Genomic DNA, 20,790 nt, shown 5'->3' with positions numbered 1-20,790 from the left:
GGGTGCCGAAGAGCTGGTAGGCTGGGATGAAGTGACCCACGGGGTCGTCCTCAACTCCTTCGAACAGGAAGTGGAAAATGTGGCGCATATCCGTCCTGAAGAGCGCCCCTACAGCGATTTCAGCAGCTATACGGCGACCGTCGCCTCCTGGCGGGTGATCAAGCCGGTCTACAACCGGGATATCTGCATCGACTGCCAAAACTGCTGGGTCTGGTGCCCCGATACCTCCATCATCTCCCGGGACAAGCAGATGCTGGGAATCGATTACGATCACTGCAAAGGGTGCGGCGTCTGTGTCGAAGTCTGCCCCACCAACCCCAAGTCCCTGCTGATGTTTGCCGAAGCGGAGGATCTGGAGAGTGCCCTCTCCCAGTGGCCCGAGAAGAAAAAGAAAGAGAAAAAGTAAAGGATTGTCATGGCTGAGAAAATGCAACTGAATGAAGTCGAAGTCTGGGACGGAAACTACGCCGCCGCCCAGGCGCTGCGGCAAGCCCAGGTGGATGTGGTCGCCGCCTATCCCATCACCCCCTCCACCCCGATCGTGGAAACCTATGGAGCCTTCGTCGCCAACGGGTATATCGACGGTGAATATGTCATGGTCGAATCGGAGCACGGCGCGATGTCTACCTGCGTCGGTGCCGCCGCTGCCGGAGGACGGGTCGCGACCGCCACATCGTCTCAGGGATATATGCTGATGGTCGAGGTGCTTTACCAGGCATCCGGAATGCGCCTGCCCATCGTCCTCAATGTCGTCAACCGGGCTCTGGCTTCTCCGCTGAACGTCCGGGGTGATCACGGCGATATGTATCTGGGACGCGACAGCGGCTGGGTCCAGCTCGATGCCTTCAATGCCCAGGAGGCTTACGACCTGAACCTCTGCGCTTTCAAAATCGGCGAAGACATCAATGTCCGCCTGCCGGTGATGGTCCATCAAGACGGCTTTGTCACTTCCCACACTGCCCAGAATATACATCCTCTCAGCGACGACGAAGCCTACGCTTTTGTCGGTGACTATAAGCCCGTCGAAGAGATGCTCGACTTCTCCAAGCCCGTCACCTACGGAGCCCAGACCGAGGAGGATTGGCACTACGAGCATAAAGCGAAGCAGCACCGCGCGCTGATGGATTCCTATACGGTGATCGACCGGGTCTTCGACGAGTTCGAGAAGAAGACCGGACGGAAATACAAGCGTCTGGAAACCTATATGATGGAAGATGCCGAAGTGGCGATCCTCGCCCTGGGCAGTACCGTCGAAACTTCCATTCTTGCCGCCAAGCAACTGCGGGAAGAGGAGGGGATCAAGGCAGGGGTCGTCGCTCCCCGCTGTATCCGCCCCTTCCCCTTCGAAGAGCTCAGAGAGAGCCTGGCGGGACTGAAATGCGTCGCAGCCCTCGACCGCTCCTGCCCTATGGGAGCCATGGGTGCCCTCTATAACGAAACCTGCGGAGCCTTGGCGACCATCCCCGCCGATCAGCGCCCGATGGTGACCAACTTTATCTACGGACTCGGAGGCCGGGACTTCTCCGTCGAAGAAGCCAAGCGGATCTTCAGAGAGCAGAAGGCCAATGCCGATGTCGGATACATTACAACACCCGTACAGCAGTTCAGCGGTCTGCGCGGACCCAAGCTGGGATTTTATGAGATGAAAAGGAGCTGAAATGGCATTGCAATCCATTAAAAACCTGAAAGAATTTTCCACCGCCAACGAGCGCTTCGAAGGAGCGCATCTCCTCTGTCCCGGCTGTGCCCACTCGATGATCGTTCGGGAACTGATGAACGCTACCGACGACAACCTGGTGATCGCAAGCGCCACCGGATGCCTCGAAGTCTGTACGGCGGTCTATCCCTACACCTCCTGGGATACCTCCTGGATCCACATCGGATTCGAGAACGCTGCCTCCGCCGCTTCGGGTGCCGAAGCGATGTACAAGGCCCGCAAGCGCAAAGGGACCCTCAAAGATCCCGATGCTCCCGTCAAGTTCGTCGCGTTTGGCGGGGACGGTGCGACCTACGACATCGGATTCCAGTGGCTCTCCGGTGCAGTCGAGCGTGGCCATGACTTTACCTACATTTGCCTCGACAATGAAAACTATGCCAATACCGGCGGCCAGCGCTCCTCTTCGACTCCGATCGGTGCCCATACGTCGACCGCCCAGGCGGGCCGGGTCAGCTACGGGAAGAAGCAGAAGAAAAAAGATATGGTCGCCATCATGGCTGCACACGGAGCCCCCTATGTCGCCCAGCTGGCTCCCAACAAGTGGAAGATCATGGCCAAAGGTTTCCAAAAAGCCCTCGAGACCGAAGGGCCCTGTTTCATCAACACCGTCAGCGCCTGTACCACCGAGTGGAAGTTCAACCCCAAAGATACGATCCACATCACCGACCTGGCGACCGACACACTGATGTTCCCCATCTATGAGATCATCAACGGGACCGAGCTCAACATTCTCTACCGACCCAAAAACGTCATCCCGGTCGAGGAGTACCTGGCGGCCCAGGGACGCTACAAGCACCTCTTCAAGCCGGAGAACCGGCACGTGATCGATCGGATCCAGAAAGAGATCAATGAGAAGTGGGAGTATCTGCAACGCCGCGAAGAAGCCAAGGTATAAAGTTTCGGCTTCGGCACATCTTCGTCCGAGTCGCTTCGTTGCACTCGGTCACTTACTTTGAGTAAGCTCCTTCGCTCCACTCACACGCCTCGAACGAATCTATACCAAATCCGAAACTTTCTACATCTAAGTAGTTTTTACCGTATCTTCGCCCGAGCTGCTTCGTTCTGCTCGGTCACGTACTTTAAGTACGCTCTCTCGCTTCACTCACGCATCTCGAACAAATCTACGGCAAATCCGTAATCATCCTTGATCGCTAAAAAATATTTCTCGACGTTTTGTCACTTACTTTGAGTAAGCTCCCTCGTTCCACTCACACGCCTCGAACGAATCTATACCAAATCCGAAACTTTCTACATCGAAGTTTGTTTTGCCATATCTTCTTCGATTAATAAATTACTAGTTACTCGTTTCTAGTTACTAGTTCTTCTCTCCTCAATTCTCAATTCTCAATTTGTCATTTAGTCTCTTTGAGCTACAATTTACCGTTATTCCATTTCCCAAGGAGTGAAAATGAAAAAGACGATCCTCAAGATCAGTGCGGTGGCAGCCGCTGCGATGGTGCTGGCTTCTCCAGTAGCGGCCAAAAAGATCCGCTGGAAGCTGGCGGAGACCTGGCCTTCCACCTTGACTCCTCTGGCGTCTCCTCCGGCGAAGCTGGCGGCTTGGATGAAAGAGATGAGCGACGGTCAGTTTATTATCAAGGTGGAGGGAAAAGAGAAGCACAAAGCGCCTCTGGGGATCCTCGATATGGTCAAAGGCGGCCAGTATCAGATGGGACACAGCGGTTCCTATTACTGGAAGGGTAAAGATATCAATACCGTTTGGTTTACCACGGTTCCCTTCGGCATGACCCCCTCCGAGCAGTATGCCTGGTTCTACTACGGCAACGGGATGAAATATATGAAAGAGGTCTACGACAAGTTCGGTGTCTACAGCTATCCCGGCGGAAATACCGGCAACCAGATGGGGGGTTGGTTCCGCAAGGAGATCAAGACCGTCGATGACCTCAAGGGGCTCAAAATGCGTATCCCCGGCCTGGCCGGAGAGGTCATGGCCAAGCTGGGCGTCAACGTGACCAACATTCCCGCCGGGGAGCTCTATACAGCACTCGACCGCGGCACCATCGACGCTTTGGAGTGGGTCGGGCCCGGTATGGATATCAAGATGGGCTTCCACAAAGTCGCCAAATATTACTACACCGGCTGGCATGAGCCCGCTTCCGAGATGCAGTTCCTGGTCAACAAAAAGGCCTTCGACAAACTGCCCAAGAAGTATCAGACGATGCTGGAAGTCGGGATGAAAGCGGCGGCGATGGATATGTATATCGAGAACTTTGCCGAATCGGTCGATGCATGGCAAAAAATGAAAAAAGAGCACCCCGATATCCAGGTCAAGACTTTCCCCCTTCCGGTACTCAAGGCACTGAAAAAAGCGGCAGACGAAGTCTACGACGAGTATGCGGCCAAAAACCCCAAGTTTAAAGAGATTCGCGACGACTACTTCTCCTATATGAAGAAAGCCCGCGACTGGTCGATGATGAGCCAGTATTACTATCTGCAGATGTCCAAAGAGCTGGGCATTACAAAGTAACGAACGCTGTAGCGTTCGTTACGCGATTAGTCATTGGTATTAGAGCTCTTTATAAAATGACTACTAATCCAATCTCCCAATCTCTCAATCTCCCAATGACTAATGACCAATGACTAATAACTAAACCCAAAGGATTCTCTTTGCTGAGCAAACTGGAAAAGATCACCGACAAGATCATCGATGCCGTCGGATACCTGACCGGGATTTTGATGATCTGGCTCATTTTCAATGTGGCCTGGGATGTGATGATGCGCTATGTCTTTCACGACAGTTCCATCGCTATGCAGGAGCTGGAGTGGCACACTTTTGCCGTGATCATGCTCTACGGCACCGGCTATGCACTGCGCTACAACGCCCACGTACGGGTGGACTTCCTCTACGATCGGCTCAGCCCCTGCAAGCAGGCCTGGATCAATATTCTCGGGACCATCTTTTTCCTACTGCCGCTGGCGCTGCTGGTGATCTACGGCTCCTGGGATTTCGTGATGGATGCCTATACGACCCACGAGATCAGCGAAGATCCGGGAGGGTTGCCCTATCGCTGGATCATCAAGGCACAGATCCCTCTGGCGTTTGCTTTCCTGATCTTTTGCGCTTTTAACTTTATGCTTCACAACATCAACATCCTTCGGGGGGTCGAGCCTCCGCTTCCCGAGCCCGAAGAGGAGGTGATCGAATGATCGGCCTGATTATGTTCGGCGCGGCACTGCTGCTGCTGGTGATCGGTTTTCCTGTCGCTTTTACCTTCGGGGCGGTTTCGATCTACTTCGGAGCCTTGGCGGCGCTGTTTGAGCTACTACCTGACGGCGGGGTGACGCTGGCGGATTGGTGGGATGAATTTCTCTCCATGTTCAGCATGATGCCCTTCCGTATCTACTCCATCATGACCAACAAGATTCTGATGGCAGTCCCTCTCTTCATCTTTATGGGGATCGTCCTGCAAAAATCCCAGCTGGCCGAGCGGCTGTTGGAGAGTATGGGGACGCTCTTCGGCAAGGTGAGGGGAGGTTTGGCGATCTCTACGGTGCTCATCGGGGCGCTGCTTGCCGCTTCGACCGGGGTGGTAGGCGCCTCGGTCGTGGCGATGGGAGTCATCAGCCTGCCGATCATGTTGCGTCACGGCTACGATAAACCGCTTTCTACCGGAACCATCTGCGCGGCGGGAACCCTGGGGCAGATCATTCCCCCCTCCATCGTGCTGATCGTCCTGGCTGATGTCTTTCAGCTGCCGGTCGGCGACCTCTTCAAAGCGGCCATTTGGCCGGGAATGGCCCTGGTGGGAGTCTATATTCTCTATATTCTCGTTATTTCTTTTCTCAAGCCCGAAGTGGCTCCGGCTCTGGAGCCGGAAGAGGGGATGAAATACGGGGCCAGTGTCAAAAAGGCCCTCATCGCCATCATCCCGCCCCTGACCCTCATCGTCCTGGTGTTGGGATCGATCTTCGCCGGGATCGCCACGCCGACGGAATCGGCCTCCCTGGGCGCTTTGGGCAGTCTGATCCTGGCGGCGCTCTATCGTAAACTGAGTTACAAAATGGTCAAAGAGGCATCTTTGGAGACCGTCAAGACCACCTCCATGGTCTTCGCCATCCTGGTCGGCGCCACTGCCTTTTCGATGGTCTTTATCTACAGCGGTGCCGACGAAATCGTGGAGCACTTCATGACCCAGCTTCCCGGTGAGAAGTGGGGCTTTCTGATCCTCTCTATGGCGATCATCATGTTCCTGGGCTTCTTCATCGACTTTTTCGAAATCTCCTACATCGTCGTGCCGATCCTGCTGCCCATTGCCCAGACGATCGGGATCGATCCGATGTGGTTCGCTATCCTGATCGCACTGAACCTTCAGAGTTCCTTCCTGACACCCCCCTTCGGCTTCAGCCTCTTCTACCTCAAGGGGGTCGCTCCGCCGGAGGTCAAGACGACCGATATCTATCGGGGGGTCATTCCTTTTATCATCCTACAGATATTGGTCCTGGCTTCGATTGTTCTTTTTCCCACGCTTTATGGATTCCACGGGTAATCTGCACAGAGAGCGAGAACCCGGAGATGCGACTTCAGTCGCATAATAAAATTGCATAAAAGAGTCGTTGTGTTCAATGACCAAAGTCACTATCCCTGAAAAAGAGGGTTTGTTCGAGAGAAGTGATCAATGGGAGGCACGCAGCTCCCGCAGCTTGTCCTGGGCCAAATCATAATTGGCACAGCCGGTCCGATCACCCAGCCGGCAGGCACGGCTCCAGTAGTCCAGAGCCTTTCTATAGTCCTGCTTTACGCCCCCTTCGGCATCGGCGAAGATGAAGGCGGCTCCATTGCAGGCGCTGGCACGCCCCATGCTGCAGGCCCGTTCCAGATAGCTCACCGCTTTGTAGCCGTCGATTGGCACGCCGTCACCGGTGATATAACGGACACCGAGATCTTCATATTGTTTGGCACTATGTGCTCTTTGTCCAGTAGGAGTATGCTCTCGATGACCGTCGGGGGCTTCGGGTGAAGGAGCACAGGCGGTAAGGAGCAGAGCCATAGCCGAAACCAACATTGTTTTTTTCATTTATATTCCTATCTTCGCTTTGTTGTAAAATTGTAGCATAATGATTAGTTATTTGATAAATTTCGAAAGTCTGTCTAAGCCATCTTCCCCTATACTTGAAGCTTCAAACCCAAATTAAAAGGAGAAAAAATGAAATTGGTACGAAATGCTCTGTTGGCCCTGGGAGTCTCTGCGGCAATGTCTCTCTCTGCTTCGGCTGCGGATTATGTGCTTAAATTCAGCCACGTCGTCAGCCCCAACACTCCCAAAGGCAAAGCGGCCGACTTCTTCGCGAAACGTCTGGAAGAGTTAAGCAAGGGGCGTATCGATGTGCAGGTCTATCCTAACAGTCAGCTCTACAAAGACAGCGCTGTACTCAAAGCACTACGCCTCAATTCGGTCCAGATGGCATGCCCCTCCTTCTCCAAATTCGGCAAAATCGTCCCCCAACTGGCACTCTTTGACCTGCCTTTCCTCTTCAAAGACATTGATCATCTCCACCGGGTCCAGGACAGTGCCGTGGGTCAGAAGCTCAAAGATATGGTGACGGCCAAAGGCTTCGTTGCTCTCGATTTCTGGGACAACGCCTTCAAGCAGATCACCGACTCCAAGCGCCCTCTGATCCACCCCACCGACTGCAAAGGGCTCAAATTCCGCATTATGAGCTCCAAGGTGCTTGAAGCTCAGTTCAAAGCGGTAGGTGCCATTCCACAGGTTATGCCCTTTTCCGAAGTCTATTCGGCCCTTCAGCAGGGAGTCATCGACGGTCAGGAGAATACCAACTCCAACATTTACACCAAGAAGTTCTACGAAGTACAGAAATATATGAGCCTCACCAACCACGGCTACCTGGGCTATCTGGTCGTGATGAGCAAAAAATTCTGGAATTCGCTTCCCGATGATCTCAAAGCCGATGTGAAGCAGGCGATGAAAGAGGCGACTGCCAAAGAGCGTCAATGGGCTATTGAGCTGGACAAGAGCCAATTTGCCAAGATCAAAGAGTATGCCGACAAGACCGGCAAGCTTCAGATCACCAAGCTGACTCCCGAGCAGATCGCCGAATGGAAAAAGGCGATGGAAGTGATCTACCCCGAGTTCTACGACCCCAAACTCATCGGCAAAGACCTGATCCAGGCGGCACAGAATACCAAGTAAGCGCTCTGTCGCTTACTTGGGTCTTGGTCGTTAGTGAGTGGAATTGGATTTAGATTTTTAATCAGTCGAGTTGAAAATTTTTGAGAGTTTTGAACTCGATTGAGGGGAGGGGCAGATGAAGTTTCTTAAGAAAGTTTTTGCCTGGATTAGTCGGGTGATCGGTTGGATTAATCAATCCATTGCTGCTATCGGGATTGCCGGCGGAGTGGCTCTGGCTTTCTATAATGTCGTGGCGCGTTATGTCTTCGGCTCTTCTCTCACCTGGGCAGGAGAGTTGACGGTCTATCTTTTTCTTTGGAGTGCTTTTTTTGGGGCGGCCTATTGCTTCAAGGAAGATGCCCATATCGCCGTGACGATCCTCTTGGAAAAGCTCTCCCCCCGAGTCGCCAAAGCTTTGATGCTCTTCTCCCATTTCGTTACTTTCATCTATCTGGCAGCGGTGAGTTGGTACGGTTATCAGTATCTCCTTCTGACGATTGATTTAGATGAGCGCTCTATCGATCTGGATATTCCGATGTGGATTCCCTATTCGGTGATCCCTGTCTCTTTCGCCTTCGCCGCCTGGAGGGTGGCGGAAAAGTTCATCGAGATTTGGCACACTCCAGCCGAAGAGGTGGTACGCCACAGTGAAGCCGAGATGATCCTGGCGGAGCTGGAAGAAGCTGCGCCAGAGGAACTGGTGCGCCGGGTTGAGAAAAAGACAGGAGGGATGCTATGAGTGTTGCAGCACTCTTTGGACTCTTCGCCTTTTTGATGCTGATCGGCACTCCTCTGGCCGTGGCTCTGGGGGCCTCCACCTTTCTGACGCTGGTGAGCTTTACCCAGCTCTCACCCATCGAAATCTCTTCGATGATTTTCGAGAAGGTCGAAAGCTACTCTTTGATGGCGATTCCAATGTTCATCCTGGCCGGTAGCCTCCTCTCCAAGGGGTCCAGCGCCCGACGGATCATCGAATTCGCCAAATCGATGGTCGGCCATTTCCCCGGGGGCCTGCCTATGGCGGCGATCTTTGCCAGCATCATCTTCGCCGCCGTTAGCGGCAGCTCCCCGGCGACGGTGGTTGCGATCGGTTCGATTATGTTCGGTGCCATTGAGGAAGCAGGCTATCCCAAGCGTTACGCCATCGGTACCGTGGCTACGGCGGGAAGCCTGGGGATTTTGATCCCCCCCTCGATCGTCATGATCGTCTATGGCGTGACCGCGGAGCAGAGTATCGGCAAACTCTTCATCGCCGGGATCGTTCCCGGTTTGATGATCGGGGCGATGATGATGGCGGTGACCTACATCGGTGCCCGTCGCCTGGGTTTCAAGCGAACGGAGCCCGAGCCCTGGCGGGTCCGCCTGAAAAAGATGCGTGAAGCCTCCTGGGCGCTGATGACCATCCTCATCGTCATCGGCGGGATCTACGGGGGCATCTTCACCCCGACCGAGGCGGCGGCGGTGGCGGCGGTTTGGGGCTTCTTCGTCAGTATGTTCATCTATCGGGACATTCCCTGGCGGGACCTGCCCCGGGTTTTCCTGGATGCGGCCAAGACCTCCGCGATGATCATGTTCATCATCGCCAATGCGATGCTTTTCGCCCACTTCCTGACCTTGGAGAATGTACCGCGGATGATTACCGAGTGGCTGATCGGGATGCACGTAGGGCCGATACTCTTTCTACTCTTCGTCAATATCCTGCTCTTTTTTGCCGGGGACTTTATGGAGCCCAGCGCCATCATTATGATTATGGTGCCCTTGCTTCTTCCGGTGGCCATCGCCCTGGGCATCGATCCCATCCATTTCGGGATCGTCGTGACGATCAATATGGAATTGGGCATGATTACCCCACCCATCGGGCTGAACCTCTTTGTCACCAGCGGGATTACCGGGGTGAGCCTCAAGGATGTCATCGTCTATTCTCTTCCCTGGAGCTTGACCATCCTCGTCGGGCTCTTGTTGGTGACTTACATTCCTCAGATCGCCCTTTGGCTGCCCAATATGATGTATGGGCATTGAGCTGTTTTCATTGAGTTACCTTGATATTGGATTGAAAAGTAGAAGGAGTGGAACATAAAATATTGGCGCTGGACCATCCGATTGACGGTTGTGATCATTGTGGCTCTGGTGCTTTATGGGGTCATAGAAAGTTTGCGGAAGAGGGCAAATGAACACTCTATCCATCAAAGCCCCTCCTCGCTCATATCAAAGCCTTCGATAGACAGAGATAAGGCAAGAGAGGAGCTGCGGCAAATCGATACGCCGGAATACCTTTACCACTATATCGTCAATGTGATCAATCACGGTTCCCATACCCTGGGATTTCCCGGCGGTGAAATGGAGGGGGGATATGTGCCGCCAGAGTCGGCTCCGGAGATTGCATGCTATGTGATGAAGCTTGGCGGCCATCGATGCCCTCACTCCTATTCCCGGGATGCGCAAATGTATTTCAGCAGTGTCTGCGCCGGGTGTCACGGGCTGGATGGCAAAGGCTTGCACGGAACCTACCCCGACCTGACCCGTCCGACACTCTTGGGCATCGAGCGTCGAAAAATATTCTTGAAAGGTATCGTCCATCCCCACTGAGATACTCCCCAAGCGGGGAGATGAAGAGATTTTATTGAAACGGGAAGAAATTGTCCAAGAGATCACGGTAGATTTTGCTACATTGTGGATCGGTCAAATCGTCCCAGGAAACATTTTCATCGGGTCCACCGACAAAGGTTTGAAGTATACCCCCACTGTTGTTCAGGAATGTGACGTTTTCCTCATTGAAGACGACCGTCGCTTCACCGTCGTTCAGACTGAGGTTGCCATCCATAGGAACACTTTTGTCATTCCATTGGGGCCCTACGGTACCCTGGTAGGTGACGACTCCCTGCATACAAGCGTCACCGAACTTTCCACTGACGGTGAGATTGTCGTCTTCGCTATCATTGTCGTAAACATTGTCGATGGTCACCCCCTCGGCATAGAACTGATAGGAATCCAGAGAGGTAAGATTGCTCTCGTCATCTTCACGGAACTGCCCCTGCAGACCGGCATAGCCATCCAGGTTCACACGGACACGCTCCGGTTCATTGCTATGGTTTTGAGCCATACTCTTGCCCTGCTGTCGCACGAGAGGTTCGATCTCTGTCGTAGAGTTGATATCGACATTTAACCGGTTGAAACTTAGATTCGCTTTGAGCAGGTATCCGTCGTTGTCCGTGCCGTCAATGGCAACGCATCCGTCGGCTTGGAGTGAAGCGTAATGGATATCGTCGCTGTCGGGTCCTGCCCCTGCCCAGAGTGAGAGGTTCATACCGAAGGAACCGTTGACGTCTTCATCACTCCGTACCGTTGTTGCCGAGAACTGTGATGCATTGAAGCTCAACTCCTCGGCATAGGCACAAGATTCTTCTCCACACTCTTTCAATTCTTCAGAGACGGTCCCATTGTAATGGAAAATCGTATCGTTGGATTCAGGCTCCGGCTGGGCCATGGGCTCTCCGTTAAACAAAGCGTCAAACAGTTTTTCCATGATTTCAGAGGAATCTTCACACTCCGAGAAACGGTAGGTGTATTTGAAATCGTTTTCCACACTGTCGTTTGTAAAGCTCAGGGTTCCGCCGAATTGACACTCATAGGTCCAGTTTTGATCTGCGACGCGCAACTGTATACCTATGAGCGACGCCTCTTTTCTCTTATCCAACGTCTGCAGCATCCACTTCCCGCTCGCCATACGTTTGAAAATCCGCTTTGTAGAAGAGCTCGATTTTTCGGAGATTTGAACGGCCCCTTTACTCAACATATAAAAGTCACCGTTTTTGATGATCCAGGCAGGGGATAGAGCTTTTTTGATGTCATCAACGCTCTGTATGGAACGGGTTTGCTTTGTCCATTGTGGGACGAACTTATTGCAAACACCATTTTGGGATACCGGGGGCGTTCCACCGCCCCCTCCGCATCCGACCAACAAAACTACGCCACCTACCGTCATAGCAATAAGCCCATATTTTCTTAATATTACCATATTATCCTCCTTTTATATGGTCTATTTAATTATAGTATTGCGATTACCATTAAATAATAATTAAAATTGTTTATACATATATGCATCTTGATTAAGTTTGTCATAATATTAAATGGATTAGATGAAAGAAAAGAGGAGAAGGATTAAGAGAGGTCAGTCGTGAGCCTCAGCGGCGACCGGACTCTTTTTTGCGATATCCTCCAGAACGGTCGTTGCGGCGGCGATTGTTATTGTAGTTTCGGCCGCCCCGTCCCTTCTTGTAATGACGCTCCTCTTTCATACGGGTGAATAGACGCTCGATCTCCTTGAGATCCTTGCCAATGCGGTCAGCTCCCCGGACTTCCTCCTCGTCCCGAAGCATACTCAGAAGTTTGCAGGCGAGAGTCGTGAGGTCATACTCCTCTTTGAGTTCTTCGATCAGTTCGTAAGAGGCGGTATCGACCTCCTGCTTTTCGATGCGCTGAATCAGGGCATCGCTGCGCTGTGCGCGTACCTCTTCGATCCTCGGAATGATGCGGCTTTCGATGGAGGAGCCGACACTCTTCTGGATTCGCTGGAGGGAGCGGAACTCGTGGGGAGAGACGATGGAGATTGCCGTTCCTTCCCGTCCGGCACGTCCGGTCCGGCCGATCCTATGGACATAGCTCTCGGGATCAAATGGGAGGTGGTAGTTGAAGACATGGCTGACATCGTTGACATCCAAGCCCCTGGCGGCGACATCGGTGGCGATGAGGATCTCTGCCTGGCCGTTTTTGAAAGCGCGGATCGTCGCTTCGCGTTGACGCTGATCCATATCTCCGTGCAGACCTTTGGCGTCGTATCCCTGGGCTGCCAGGAAGTCTCTGAGGCGGTCCACCTCTTTTTTCATCCGGCAAAAGATGATGCTCTTGTCGGGATTTTTGTAATCGAGCAGCCTCACCAGGGCATCATCCCGCTCCGGCTCGTCGACGACGTAGAAGAGTTGGCGGATCTTTTCATTGGTGACATTGCCTCCCGTGATGGAGACGGTGGCGGGATCCTTGAGGATGCGTTGGGCCAGAGTGCGGATCTCTTTGGACATGGTCGCGGAGAAGAGGAGGGTTTGCCGACTCTCGGGGAGATGAGTGAAGATCTCTTTGATATCGTCGAGAAAGCCCATGTCAAGCATCTCATCCGCTTCGTCAAGGATGACGAATCGGGGAGAGAGGGAAATCTTACCGCTTTGGAGCAAGTCGATGAGGCGGCCGGGAGTGGCGACGACTACCGAGGCACTCTGGACATGCTGGATTTGCCGGGTGTAGGAGCTGCCTCCATAAACGGTGGCGGTGCGGATGCTCAGAGCTTTGCCGAAGCGGAAGATCTCATCGCTGACCTGGGTGGCCAGCTCCCGGGTGGGGACGATCACCAGGGCTTCGACGCTGCCATCGCAACTGAGCTGCTGAAGCACGGGAAGTCCGAAGGCGGCGGTTTTGCCGGTACCGGTATGGGCCTGTGCGATGAGGTCGCGCCCCTCCAGGATCAGGGGGATCGCCTCTTTTTGTACAGGGCTGGGTTCGCGGAATCCCGCCTCTTTGATGGCCTGGGCCAGTTGGGGTTTGAAGTTGAAGTCTTCGAAGGTCATAGTCTACTTTCATTTCAGGCATAGCGAGAGCCTCATTGGGTGCGGGCTGAATGCTGCCGGTGAAATGAGAGTGGATCGTGAAGCGATACAGTCTGTGACGCGGAGGTACTCAGGATCGTACGGAAGAAAAGCTCACCATGTCCTGGTGGGTTGATTTGGTGCCGTATTCTAGCGGCTTCCTCCCCCAAAAGCAAGGGGGCACGCAGGAGGGGTCAGAAGTGGTAGAGCAGACCGATGTTGATATTATCGATACTCAGTTTGTGCCATCGCTTCGGCGGATCGTAATTATAGAGTTTTTGAGGTGGAATCGATTTATTGTGAAGCATCCAGACATAGTCGGCGAAGAGCGTCCACTTTTCATTGATGTCGTAGCTGGCCCCCAGGCCCCATTGGAAACTTCCGGTAGAGACGATGGTATCCCCGATCTCGTTGGCCGGGGCGGGAACGTGTCCATCGTACTTTTCGGCATGGGTATATCCGTAACCGAGCAGACCGTAGACGGAGAAATCGTTTGTAACATCATAGATCGGCTTCAGGAAGATGCTTGCATACCAGGAGTCGGAGTAATCGCGCTCAAAGAAGCTCTTGCCTATCCGCCCTTCGATTGCCAGGTATTTATGGAAACGACATCCGGCTACCGCAAAGAGGTCAGCTACTTTGTCCTGCCCCAGTATAGTGTCGAATCCCCAATCCAGCTTGTCCGCATAGAGGCTGCGTGCACCGACTCCTCCACCGATATAGAGACAGCTTGTTCCATTCTCTACCGGCACGACAGGCACGGGTGCGACGTCACCGCCCGCAAGCAGCAGAGAGGACAAAACTACCCATCCTCCCACATACTTTCTGATCTTTTTTTGCATACTTTCCCTCTCCCCAAATAGTCTGATTCGAGTATAACGTAAGTTTTCTTATAGATTATTCAATCAAACTTTTCAACATTCAAGCCCCTGGCGACGGATCTCTTTTAGGACCCAACGATAAGTGAGCCAAAGGATCAAAGCGAAAAAGATAAGCAGTGGAGCCTGATTCGTTCCCTCAGGTATCAACACTGCCGTAAGCAATCCAAACGTTTGCAGGACTATGATCAACAGCACACTCTGAGGCACCCTGCCGAAGCGATTGAGAATCAGATGGTGGATATGGCAGCGATCGGGTTGGCTGGCGGAACGTCCGGATCTTTTTCGCCGAATCATCGCCACGAGTGTATCGACGATCGGGTAGAGACCTATGAAGAGTACCGACACCGAGGGAATGTATTTTAGAGCATAAATCGACAGAACGGAGATGAGAAAACCCAGGCTGAGCGATCCACTGTCTCCCATAAAAATTTTTGCCGGATGCCAATTGAAAAAGAGGAAAACAGTCACACTTGCCAAAAATACCGAAGAGAAAATGATCAGAAAATGATCGTGGTGAACCCACCCCAGCCAAAAGAAAAAGGCGAGGATCATCCAGGCGATCCCTCCGGCCAAGCCGTCCAGACCGTCGATCAGGTTCAGGGCATTGGTAAACCCTGCCACGGCAAAATAGGTGAAAGGGAAAGCCAACCAGCCCAGGGAAAGATCGAAGCCGAGATAGTTGCCCACTTGATCGATGCGCAAGCCGCCTTCCCAGATCAGCGCTGTCGCGGCGAGGATTCCCAAAAATTTTATTTTTGGTGTCAATTCGTGACGATCATCGAGAATCCCTGTCACCAATATGACAAGCATTGCGATATAGATCCACCAAAAACCGTTAAGATGGTTTTTGTCAAAAAGGGCGAGCACCAGAAGGGAAGAGGCGACAAAGGCAATCCCGGCCCCGCGCGGAACGGGTCGAAAATGGACACTGCGTTGGCAGGGGGTGTCCAGTAGAGAAAGCGCCTCAGCCTGTTTGATCAGGAGGGGAATCGTCACAGCCGTCAGCCCGGCCGCCAGGGCACTTGTCAAGAGTACTGCCGCAAGCTGCACGGTTTAATCGTCGAAGAGATAATGCAGGGTGACGAAGGGTTGGGCGATGTCGGAGATCGTTTTGAAGACCGAGGTGAAATTTTGACTGTTGATCCGAAACTCTTTCCAACTGCTGGGCGGTACATAAATCACATCGTCGGGCTTGATGGTGATATTGCTCAGCGCGATATTGTGGTAATTGCTCAAATCGATACGCCGTAATTCCAGATTGCCTCGGCTGTCATGGCTGAGGACCAGGATATTGTCCCGTACGGCATCGTCGGTCAAGCCTTCTCCCATCGCAATGGCTTCGAAAACAGTGGTCTTTTCCCGATCCAGCGGCACTGGACCGGGTTTTTTGACTTCACCCAGGATATAGGCGCGTTTGTTCATCACTTCCAGGTTGAGAGAGGGATCCTTCAGATATTTCCCGTAACGACGCTCCAGCATCTTCGCCGCCTGGGTCTGGGTCAAGCCAGCCAAATGGACCCGGTGGATCAAAGGGAGGGATACATACCCCTGGGAATCGACCAAAATTCCTTTTTCACTCATGCTCGTGGGGGTCAATTCCGGATATTTATAGACGGTGATCGCCACCCGATCGTTCGGTTTGATCCGGTAATCGTAAGAGATCTTTCCCTTCGTTTTGATCACGACCGGTTGATCGGTTTGCAGGAGTGTGCGGTCCCGTCCACACCCCGAAACGGCAAAAAGCACTGCAAGACCAAGCATTCCCAGCACTATTTTTCTATACATCCTACCCTCACTTTTTACAAATCGTCAAATTGTATCATTTAATATACAATTATTGCTTATGGCCTCTTTAAAGGCTTCTGCTCCAAAGCTTTTTTGCAAAAATTCCAAATGTTTCGTTCCGTGCATGTCGCTTCCCAGATAATCGATCCATCCTCTTTTTGCCAACCATAATGCCTTGTCACCGGCATCTTTTCCATAGTATCCCCCCAGTGAGTTGATATTCACCTGAAAGAGGACCCCAAGGGATTTGAGTCTGCCGTAAAAATTTTCGGGATCCTTGACATATCGATAGCGTTCGGGGTGAGCCATCAGGGGCTGATACCCTCTGGCCGAGATTTCGTAGATACGCTCTTCCAACTGCAGGGGTTCATTGTAGTAGGAGGTTTCAAAGAGCAGGAGGCGGTTTCCAACGGTCAGGACATCCCCCTGATCGAGACGCTCGAAGAGCAGTTCATCCAGATAATACTCCGCAGCCGCATCGATCTTCAGGGTGAGGCCTTCCTCTTTGGCTGCGCTTCGTAGTTTCTCCAAACCTTTTCTGATCGTTTCGCTGCTGTTTCGGTAGCTGTCGCTCATAATGTGCGGGGTTGTGTAAATCCTCCGATATCCCAATGCTTCCAACCCGCTCAAAAGCTTCAAAGACTCCTGGAGGGTTTTTGCCCCGTCGTCGATGCCAGGCAAGAGATGGGAATGCAGATCGGTCACGAAGGGCAGTACGACTTTCTCTCCGTTATCCTCTGTCCGGTCCATCCTCTTTTTTTTGAACCATCGGCCGATCACTTTTTCTTCTTTCTACCCTTTTTGTCTTCTTCCCCATAATAGCCATATCCGTAAGCATATCCGTAGCCGTAACCATAAGCATAGCCGGCATGGTGTTTGGGGTTGAAGGCGTTTAAAATGTAGCCGAGCCCTTTGTTCCCGTTGGCTTGATAGAGCTCATTCATCAGCTTGACAAAGGGTTTCCGAGAATACCCCGCCTTAAAGAGATAAATGGTGATATCCGAGAGTCGCATGATCAGTCTCGCATCGGTGACGAGGCCGACGGGCGGAGTGTCCAGCATAACCACGTCATAGTGTTGTCTCAGGACCTTCAGCGCTTCCGGGAGGATTACCCCGCCGATGAGTTCGCTGGGGTTGGGAGGTGTGGGGCCGGAGGGGATGATATCCAGGTTTTCGATCCTGCTCTTCTGGATCACCTCCTGTAGTTTGGCATGTCCGGAGAGCAGGTTGCTCATCCCTTTTTGGTTGGAAAGGTTCATCTTCTGATGAAGGGTGGGCTTGCGCATATCCAGATTCAGGATGATCACCCGCTTGCCCGCCATCGCCATAATGGCTCCCAGGTTGGTACAGATCGTCGTCTTTCCCTCTCCTTCGATCGTCGAAGTGACGGCCACCACCTGCCCGTTCTCTCTGGGGTTCATAAAGAGTAGATTGGTCCGGATACTCCGGAAAGCCTCCGCCGCCGCCGATTTCGGATCTTCCAAAACCACCATTTCGGGTGCATTTTTCGGAAAGAGGGGTACGACTCCGAGTTTGGGAACCTGTGTCGCCTCGGAGATCTCCTCTTCGCTATAGATTTTATCGTTGAGCAATTCCCGGATAAAGGCATAGGCGATGCCTGCAATGAGCCCCAGCAGAAGCCCTACGATCAGAATGATCTTTCTCTTGGGGCGGACCGGAGAAGATGGATAGAGGGCGGTATCCAGGATCCGATTGGCGCTCACGGTCGAAGCCTTTCGGATCTCCGTTTCCGTCTTCTTTTCCATCAGGTAGGAGTAGAACTTCTCGTTGGAGGCGAATCGCCGTTGCAGGGCCAGGAAATTTCGTTGGTCTTCCGGGAGCGAAGCGAGCTGCCGACGAAGCTTGTCCATATGAGCCTGGAGAAATTTCTCTTTCTCTCTGATGGAGTGGTAGAGGTTGCCTACGGATTGAATGATGATCTGTCGAAGCTGATTGATCCGCGATGTGAGCTTTTTGACCTCGGGATAGGCCGATGTGTAATCCCGGAGCAACTCTTTTCTCTTGAGGATCGCTTCGCGGAGGTTCCCGATGATCCCCGCCAGAGAATCATCTTCAACCCCCAGGCCGGCCAGGGTGAGGGTTTCCAGATTTTTCCCTTTCCTCACCTTCTTCAGCATCGAATCGAGGATATCCCCCTGCAGTTGCAGCGTGGCCAACTGCGCTTCATACTCTCCCAGCTCTTTGGAGAGGCGCTCCACTTTCTTATCGATATCGATGGTTTTGTTTTTCCGTTGGAAGCGTTCCAGATTCGCGGCGGAGATTTTCAGGTTCTCCGCCAGTGTCTTGAGTTGGGAATCGATGAATTCCAGGGTCTTTTCGGCTTCCAGAGTCCGCCGTTCGATGTTTTGCTCCAGATAAGCTTTGGCCAGGGCATTGGTAAATTCCTGATCCCTCAGAGGCACCGTATCGTTGAAGGATATTTCGATGATGGAGGCCCGTTTTCCGGCAGGTTTGGCATCGACCCGGCCGCTGAGTTGTGCGGGAAGTTTCCGAGGGTTGTCCACCCTGAAAAAGTAGTGATCCTCCTTCAGCTTGTCCCCGGGCTTTCTGCGAACGACGAGAGTAAAGTGGGAAGTGCGCACCTCTTTGCCATAATGGTGTACGGCACTATAATGGCCTCCACCCGGAAGTTTGGCTTCGAGTCGAAAACGGTTCTCATCCATGGGATAAAGGGTAAAGAAGATCCCATATCCCCGGGTCAACTCCACTGTAAAGGGGGATTTTTTGTAGAGTTCTTTGAGTTTGAAACCATGTTTTACAAAATAGTGATGGGCGAAATCGACCTGTTTGAGTGCCTTAGCGACGACGAATCGGGAGCGAATAATTTTGGTTTCCGTGGCCAGGCTGCTCACGGTCCCTCCGGTGAGTGCCACGTTGACTGCGCTTCGCTGCCCCCATCCCCAGGGGTTTTTTACTTGCACTTCAACCGTGGCCGTCGTTTGATAGATGTTGGGCTTGAAATAGGCGACATAGGCGCTGATCAGCAGTCCGAGAATGGTGGAGATGGCGATGACCCAGCGGTGTCGCCATACCGTAGTGATCAGCTGTCGAAGATCGAGTTCGTCTTCGTCTTTTTGGGTATGTACCGTTTTATTCATCAACTACACTCATCCCCTGCCCAGATCTCTTATCAAACATAAATCCGGTTATTAAAATAGACAGATTATATATAGAATAGCTTATAATCAGCTCATAAACACAATTTCTCAATGCTTGAAGCCAGCTAGTATTCTGGTTAAAAACATATAATTTATTTTTCAGTCAAGAGAGAGTACTCTACGCTTAAATATAGGATGGGAGAGATTTGAATGGCAAAAATAGCCGTAATAGGGCTCGGGTATGTCGGCTTGCCGCTGGCACATGCCTTTAGTGAAAAATATCCGGTGACAGGCTTCGATATCGCCCAATGGCGGATCGATGAGCTACGCCGCGGCTACGATCGGACGCTGGAGCTGAGTGAAGCGCAAGTCAAAGAGGCGATCGCCAACGGAATGCAATTTACCAATAAGCTCGATGAGATTGCGGAGTGCAATGTCTACATCGTGACCGTACCGACCCCCATCGACAAACACAAGCGCCCCGATCTCACCCCTCTGATCAAAGCGAGTGAATCGATCGGAAAGGTGCTCAAGCCCGGCGATATCGTCATCTACGAATCCACCGTCTACCCCGGTGCCACCGAAGAGGTCTGTGTCCCCATCCTCGAAAAAGTCTCCGGTCTGAAATATATCTCATCCGACTCACCAACGACCGAAAATGGTTTCTACTGCGGCTATAGCCCCGAACGTATCAACCCCGGCGACAAGGAGCATACGGTTACGAAGATTCTGAAAGTCACTTCCGGCTCCACCCCCGAGATCGCCAAAAAGATCGATGAGCTCTACGCCAGCGTGATTACTGCCGGAACCCACCTGGCTCCCAGTATCAAAGTGGCCGAAGCGGCGAAGGTCATCGAAAACTCCCAAAGAGATATCAATATCGCCTTCGTCAACGAACTGGCCATCATTTTCAACAAACTCGGCATCGATACCCAGGCGGTGCTGGAGGCGGCGGGGACGAAATGGAACTTCCTCCCCTTCCGGCCGGGTCTGGTGGGTGGCCACTGCATCGGGGTCGATCCCTACTATCTGACCCACAAAGCGCAAGAAGTCGGCTATTATCCCGAGATCATCCTCGCCGGACGCCGGCTCAATGATCAGATGGGGATCTATGTCGCCAATCAGGTCGTCAAACTGATGATCAAAAAAGGGCAAAGAATCGAAGGGGGCAAAGTGCTGGTCCTGGGCATCACCTTCAAAGAAAATTGCCCCGATATCCGCAACTCTCGTGTCATTGATGTTATTAGAGAGTTGCAAGAGTTCGGCACCCAGGTCGATGTCTTTGACCCCTGGGCCGATCCGGAAGAGGTGAAGCACGAGTATGGCATCTCTCTTGTTCCCGAAGAGAGTTTACAGCTCGATGCTTACGATGCAATTGTGCTTGCGGTTGCTCATAATGAGTTTAAGAATTTGGATCTCGAGAGTGATGAGCATCGAGTAGTCTACGATATCAAGTCGATGCTCGATGGTAAGAGAGTGGATGGAAGGCTGTAATAAGGTTGATGG

General features: G+C 52.5%; 19 protein-coding genes. 11 read left to right on the top strand and 8 right to left on the bottom strand.

The window, feature by feature from the left end; translation table 11 throughout:
- Positions 1 to 13 precede the first annotated feature (13 nt).
- The 6 genes from NITSA_RS08860 to NITSA_RS08835 all read left to right on the top strand — a co-directional run bounded on the left by NITSA_RS08860 (position 14) and on the right by NITSA_RS08835 (position 6,225).
- On the top strand, positions 14 to 406 hold the full coding sequence (locus NITSA_RS08860; protein ID WP_042204402.1) for a 4Fe-4S dicluster domain-containing protein: 393 nt from the start codon (positions 14 to 16) through the stop codon (positions 404 to 406).
- Positions 407 to 415: 9 nt separating this feature from the next.
- On the top strand, positions 416 to 1,657 hold the full coding sequence (locus tag NITSA_RS08855; protein WP_013554679.1) for a 2-oxoacid:ferredoxin oxidoreductase subunit alpha: 1,242 nt from the start codon (positions 416 to 418) through the stop codon (positions 1,655 to 1,657).
- Position 1,658: 1 nt separating this feature from the next.
- Positions 1,659 to 2,612 (top strand): thiamine pyrophosphate-dependent enzyme, encoded by a 954-nt coding sequence (locus NITSA_RS08850; protein ID WP_013554678.1) that lies wholly within the window; start codon positions 1,659 to 1,661, stop codon positions 2,610 to 2,612.
- A 513-nt stretch (positions 2,613 to 3,125) separates the two neighbouring features.
- Positions 3,126 to 4,205: a TRAP transporter substrate-binding protein gene (locus tag NITSA_RS08845; protein WP_013554677.1), complete on the top strand. Its 1,080-nt coding sequence runs from the start codon at positions 3,126 to 3,128 to the stop codon at positions 4,203 to 4,205.
- A gap of 140 nt (positions 4,206 to 4,345) precedes the next feature.
- A complete protein-coding gene (locus NITSA_RS08840; protein ID WP_013554676.1) occupies positions 4,346 to 4,885 on the top strand; it encodes a TRAP transporter small permease subunit in 540 nt (179 codons plus the stop codon).
- Positions 4,882 to 6,225: a TRAP transporter large permease gene (locus tag NITSA_RS08835; RefSeq protein WP_013554675.1), complete on the top strand. Its 1,344-nt coding sequence runs from the start codon at positions 4,882 to 4,884 to the stop codon at positions 6,223 to 6,225. Before NITSA_RS08840 ends, NITSA_RS08835 begins: the two co-directional genes overlap by 4 nt.
- A gap of 126 nt (positions 6,226 to 6,351) precedes the next feature.
- On the opposite strand, the gene NITSA_RS08830 is transcribed toward NITSA_RS08835, so the two are convergent.
- A complete protein-coding gene (locus NITSA_RS08830; protein ID WP_013554674.1) occupies positions 6,352 to 6,753 on the bottom strand; it encodes a tetratricopeptide repeat protein in 402 nt (133 codons plus the stop codon).
- A gap of 129 nt (positions 6,754 to 6,882) precedes the next feature.
- Between NITSA_RS08830 and NITSA_RS08825 the strand changes: the two genes are divergently transcribed.
- From NITSA_RS08825 to NITSA_RS11320, 4 genes are all read left to right on the top strand, one after another.
- A complete protein-coding gene (locus tag NITSA_RS08825; RefSeq protein WP_013554673.1) occupies positions 6,883 to 7,887 on the top strand; it encodes a TRAP transporter substrate-binding protein in 1,005 nt (334 codons plus the stop codon).
- A 115-nt stretch (positions 7,888 to 8,002) separates the two neighbouring features.
- Positions 8,003 to 8,605 carry a TRAP transporter small permease gene (locus tag NITSA_RS08820; protein WP_013554672.1) on the top strand — a complete coding sequence of 201 codons (603 nt, stop codon included), beginning with the start codon at positions 8,003 to 8,005 and terminating at the stop codon, positions 8,603 to 8,605.
- The gene (locus tag NITSA_RS08815) at positions 8,602 to 9,885 is read left to right on the top strand and encodes a TRAP transporter large permease (RefSeq protein WP_013554671.1); all 1,284 of its coding nucleotides are present in this window, start codon (positions 8,602 to 8,604) and stop codon (positions 9,883 to 9,885) included. The genes NITSA_RS08820 and NITSA_RS08815 overlap by 4 nt, the downstream gene beginning before the upstream one ends.
- Positions 9,886 to 10,158: 273 nt before the next feature.
- The gene (locus NITSA_RS11320; RefSeq protein ID WP_148224969.1) at positions 10,159 to 10,452 is read left to right on the top strand and encodes a c-type cytochrome; all 294 of its coding nucleotides are present in this window, start codon (positions 10,159 to 10,161) and stop codon (positions 10,450 to 10,452) included.
- 31 nt (positions 10,453 to 10,483) lie between these two features.
- Here NITSA_RS11320 and NITSA_RS08805 read toward each other — a convergent pair whose 3' ends face one another.
- The 7 genes from NITSA_RS08805 to NITSA_RS08775 all read right to left on the bottom strand — a co-directional run bounded on the left by NITSA_RS08805 (position 10,484) and on the right by NITSA_RS08775 (position 19,284).
- The gene (locus tag NITSA_RS08805; RefSeq protein ID WP_148224968.1) at positions 10,484 to 11,590 is read right to left on the bottom strand and encodes a hypothetical protein; all 1,107 of its coding nucleotides are present in this window, start codon (positions 11,588 to 11,590) and stop codon (positions 10,484 to 10,486) included.
- A 457-nt stretch (positions 11,591 to 12,047) separates the two neighbouring features.
- Complete coding sequence (locus tag NITSA_RS08800) at positions 12,048 to 13,481, bottom strand: DEAD/DEAH box helicase (RefSeq protein WP_013554668.1); 1,434 nt, start codon at positions 13,479 to 13,481, stop codon at positions 12,048 to 12,050.
- Positions 13,482 to 13,693: 212 nt separating this feature from the next.
- Complete coding sequence (locus NITSA_RS08795) at positions 13,694 to 14,341, bottom strand: outer membrane protein (protein ID WP_013554667.1); 648 nt, start codon at positions 14,339 to 14,341, stop codon at positions 13,694 to 13,696.
- A gap of 72 nt (positions 14,342 to 14,413) precedes the next feature.
- Positions 14,414 to 15,430: a glycosyltransferase family 4 protein gene (locus NITSA_RS08790; protein WP_013554666.1), complete on the bottom strand. Its 1,017-nt coding sequence runs from the start codon at positions 15,428 to 15,430 to the stop codon at positions 14,414 to 14,416.
- Positions 15,431 to 15,433: 3 nt separating this feature from the next.
- Entirely contained in the window at positions 15,434 to 16,165 is a 732-nt protein-coding gene (locus NITSA_RS08785) for a polysaccharide biosynthesis/export family protein (RefSeq protein WP_013554665.1), read from the bottom strand.
- 24 nt (positions 16,166 to 16,189) lie between these two features.
- Complete coding sequence (locus NITSA_RS08780) at positions 16,190 to 16,945, bottom strand: tyrosine-protein phosphatase (RefSeq protein WP_013554664.1); 756 nt, start codon at positions 16,943 to 16,945, stop codon at positions 16,190 to 16,192.
- Positions 16,942 to 19,284, bottom strand: a complete 2,343-nt coding sequence (locus NITSA_RS08775; protein WP_013554663.1) for a GumC family protein — start codon at positions 19,282 to 19,284, stop codon at positions 16,942 to 16,944. Before NITSA_RS08775 ends, NITSA_RS08780 begins: the two co-directional genes overlap by 4 nt.
- 210 nt (positions 19,285 to 19,494) lie before the next feature.
- Here NITSA_RS08775 and tviB point away from each other — a divergent pair, with 210 nt between their 5' ends.
- The gene (gene tviB / locus NITSA_RS08770; protein ID WP_013554662.1) at positions 19,495 to 20,778 is read left to right on the top strand and encodes a Vi polysaccharide biosynthesis UDP-N-acetylglucosamine C-6 dehydrogenase TviB; all 1,284 of its coding nucleotides are present in this window, start codon (positions 19,495 to 19,497) and stop codon (positions 20,776 to 20,778) included.
- Positions 20,779 to 20,790: the final 12 nt, after the last annotated feature.

Origin of the sequence: Nitratifractor salsuginis DSM 16511, from assembly GCF_000186245.1 — a bacterium.
Classification (GTDB): Bacteria; Campylobacterota; Campylobacteria; order Campylobacterales; family Sulfurovaceae; genus Nitratifractor; species Nitratifractor salsuginis.
This window is presented reverse-complemented; position numbering and strand designations above follow the sequence as displayed.

What these genes read in the sequence shown, in the direction of transcription:
- NITSA_RS08850 (WP_013554678.1), top strand. Translation starts at nt 1,659, where the DNA reads ATGGCATTGCAATCCATTAAAAACCTGAAAGAATTTTCCACCGCCAAC.
- NITSA_RS08830 (WP_013554674.1), bottom strand. Translation starts at nt 6,753, where the DNA reads ATGAAAAAAACAATGTTGGTTTCGGCTATGGCTCTGCTCCTTACCGCC.
- NITSA_RS08845 (WP_013554677.1), top strand. Translation starts at nt 3,126, where the DNA reads ATGAAAAAGACGATCCTCAAGATCAGTGCGGTGGCAGCCGCTGCGATG.
- NITSA_RS08835 (WP_013554675.1), top strand. Translation starts at nt 4,882, where the DNA reads ATGATCGGCCTGATTATGTTCGGCGCGGCACTGCTGCTGCTGGTGATC.
- NITSA_RS08815 (WP_013554671.1), top strand. Translation starts at nt 8,602, where the DNA reads ATGAGTGTTGCAGCACTCTTTGGACTCTTCGCCTTTTTGATGCTGATC.
- NITSA_RS08795 (WP_013554667.1), bottom strand. Translation starts at nt 14,341, where the DNA reads ATGCAAAAAAAGATCAGAAAGTATGTGGGAGGATGGGTAGTTTTGTCC.
- NITSA_RS08825 (WP_013554673.1), top strand. Translation starts at nt 6,883, where the DNA reads ATGAAATTGGTACGAAATGCTCTGTTGGCCCTGGGAGTCTCTGCGGCA.
- NITSA_RS08775 (WP_013554663.1), bottom strand. Translation starts at nt 19,284, where the DNA reads ATGAATAAAACGGTACATACCCAAAAAGACGAAGACGAACTCGATCTT.
- NITSA_RS08855 (WP_013554679.1), top strand. Translation starts at nt 416, where the DNA reads ATGGCTGAGAAAATGCAACTGAATGAAGTCGAAGTCTGGGACGGAAAC.
- NITSA_RS08820 (WP_013554672.1), top strand. Translation starts at nt 8,003, where the DNA reads ATGAAGTTTCTTAAGAAAGTTTTTGCCTGGATTAGTCGGGTGATCGGT.
- tviB (WP_013554662.1), top strand. Translation starts at nt 19,495, where the DNA reads ATGGCAAAAATAGCCGTAATAGGGCTCGGGTATGTCGGCTTGCCGCTG.
- NITSA_RS08800 (WP_013554668.1), bottom strand. Translation starts at nt 13,481, where the DNA reads ATGACCTTCGAAGACTTCAACTTCAAACCCCAACTGGCCCAGGCCATC.
- NITSA_RS08805 (WP_148224968.1), bottom strand. Translation starts at nt 11,590, where the DNA reads ATGGCGAGCGGGAAGTGGATGCTGCAGACGTTGGATAAGAGAAAAGAG.
- NITSA_RS08785 (WP_013554665.1), bottom strand. Translation starts at nt 16,165, where the DNA reads ATGTATAGAAAAATAGTGCTGGGAATGCTTGGTCTTGCAGTGCTTTTT.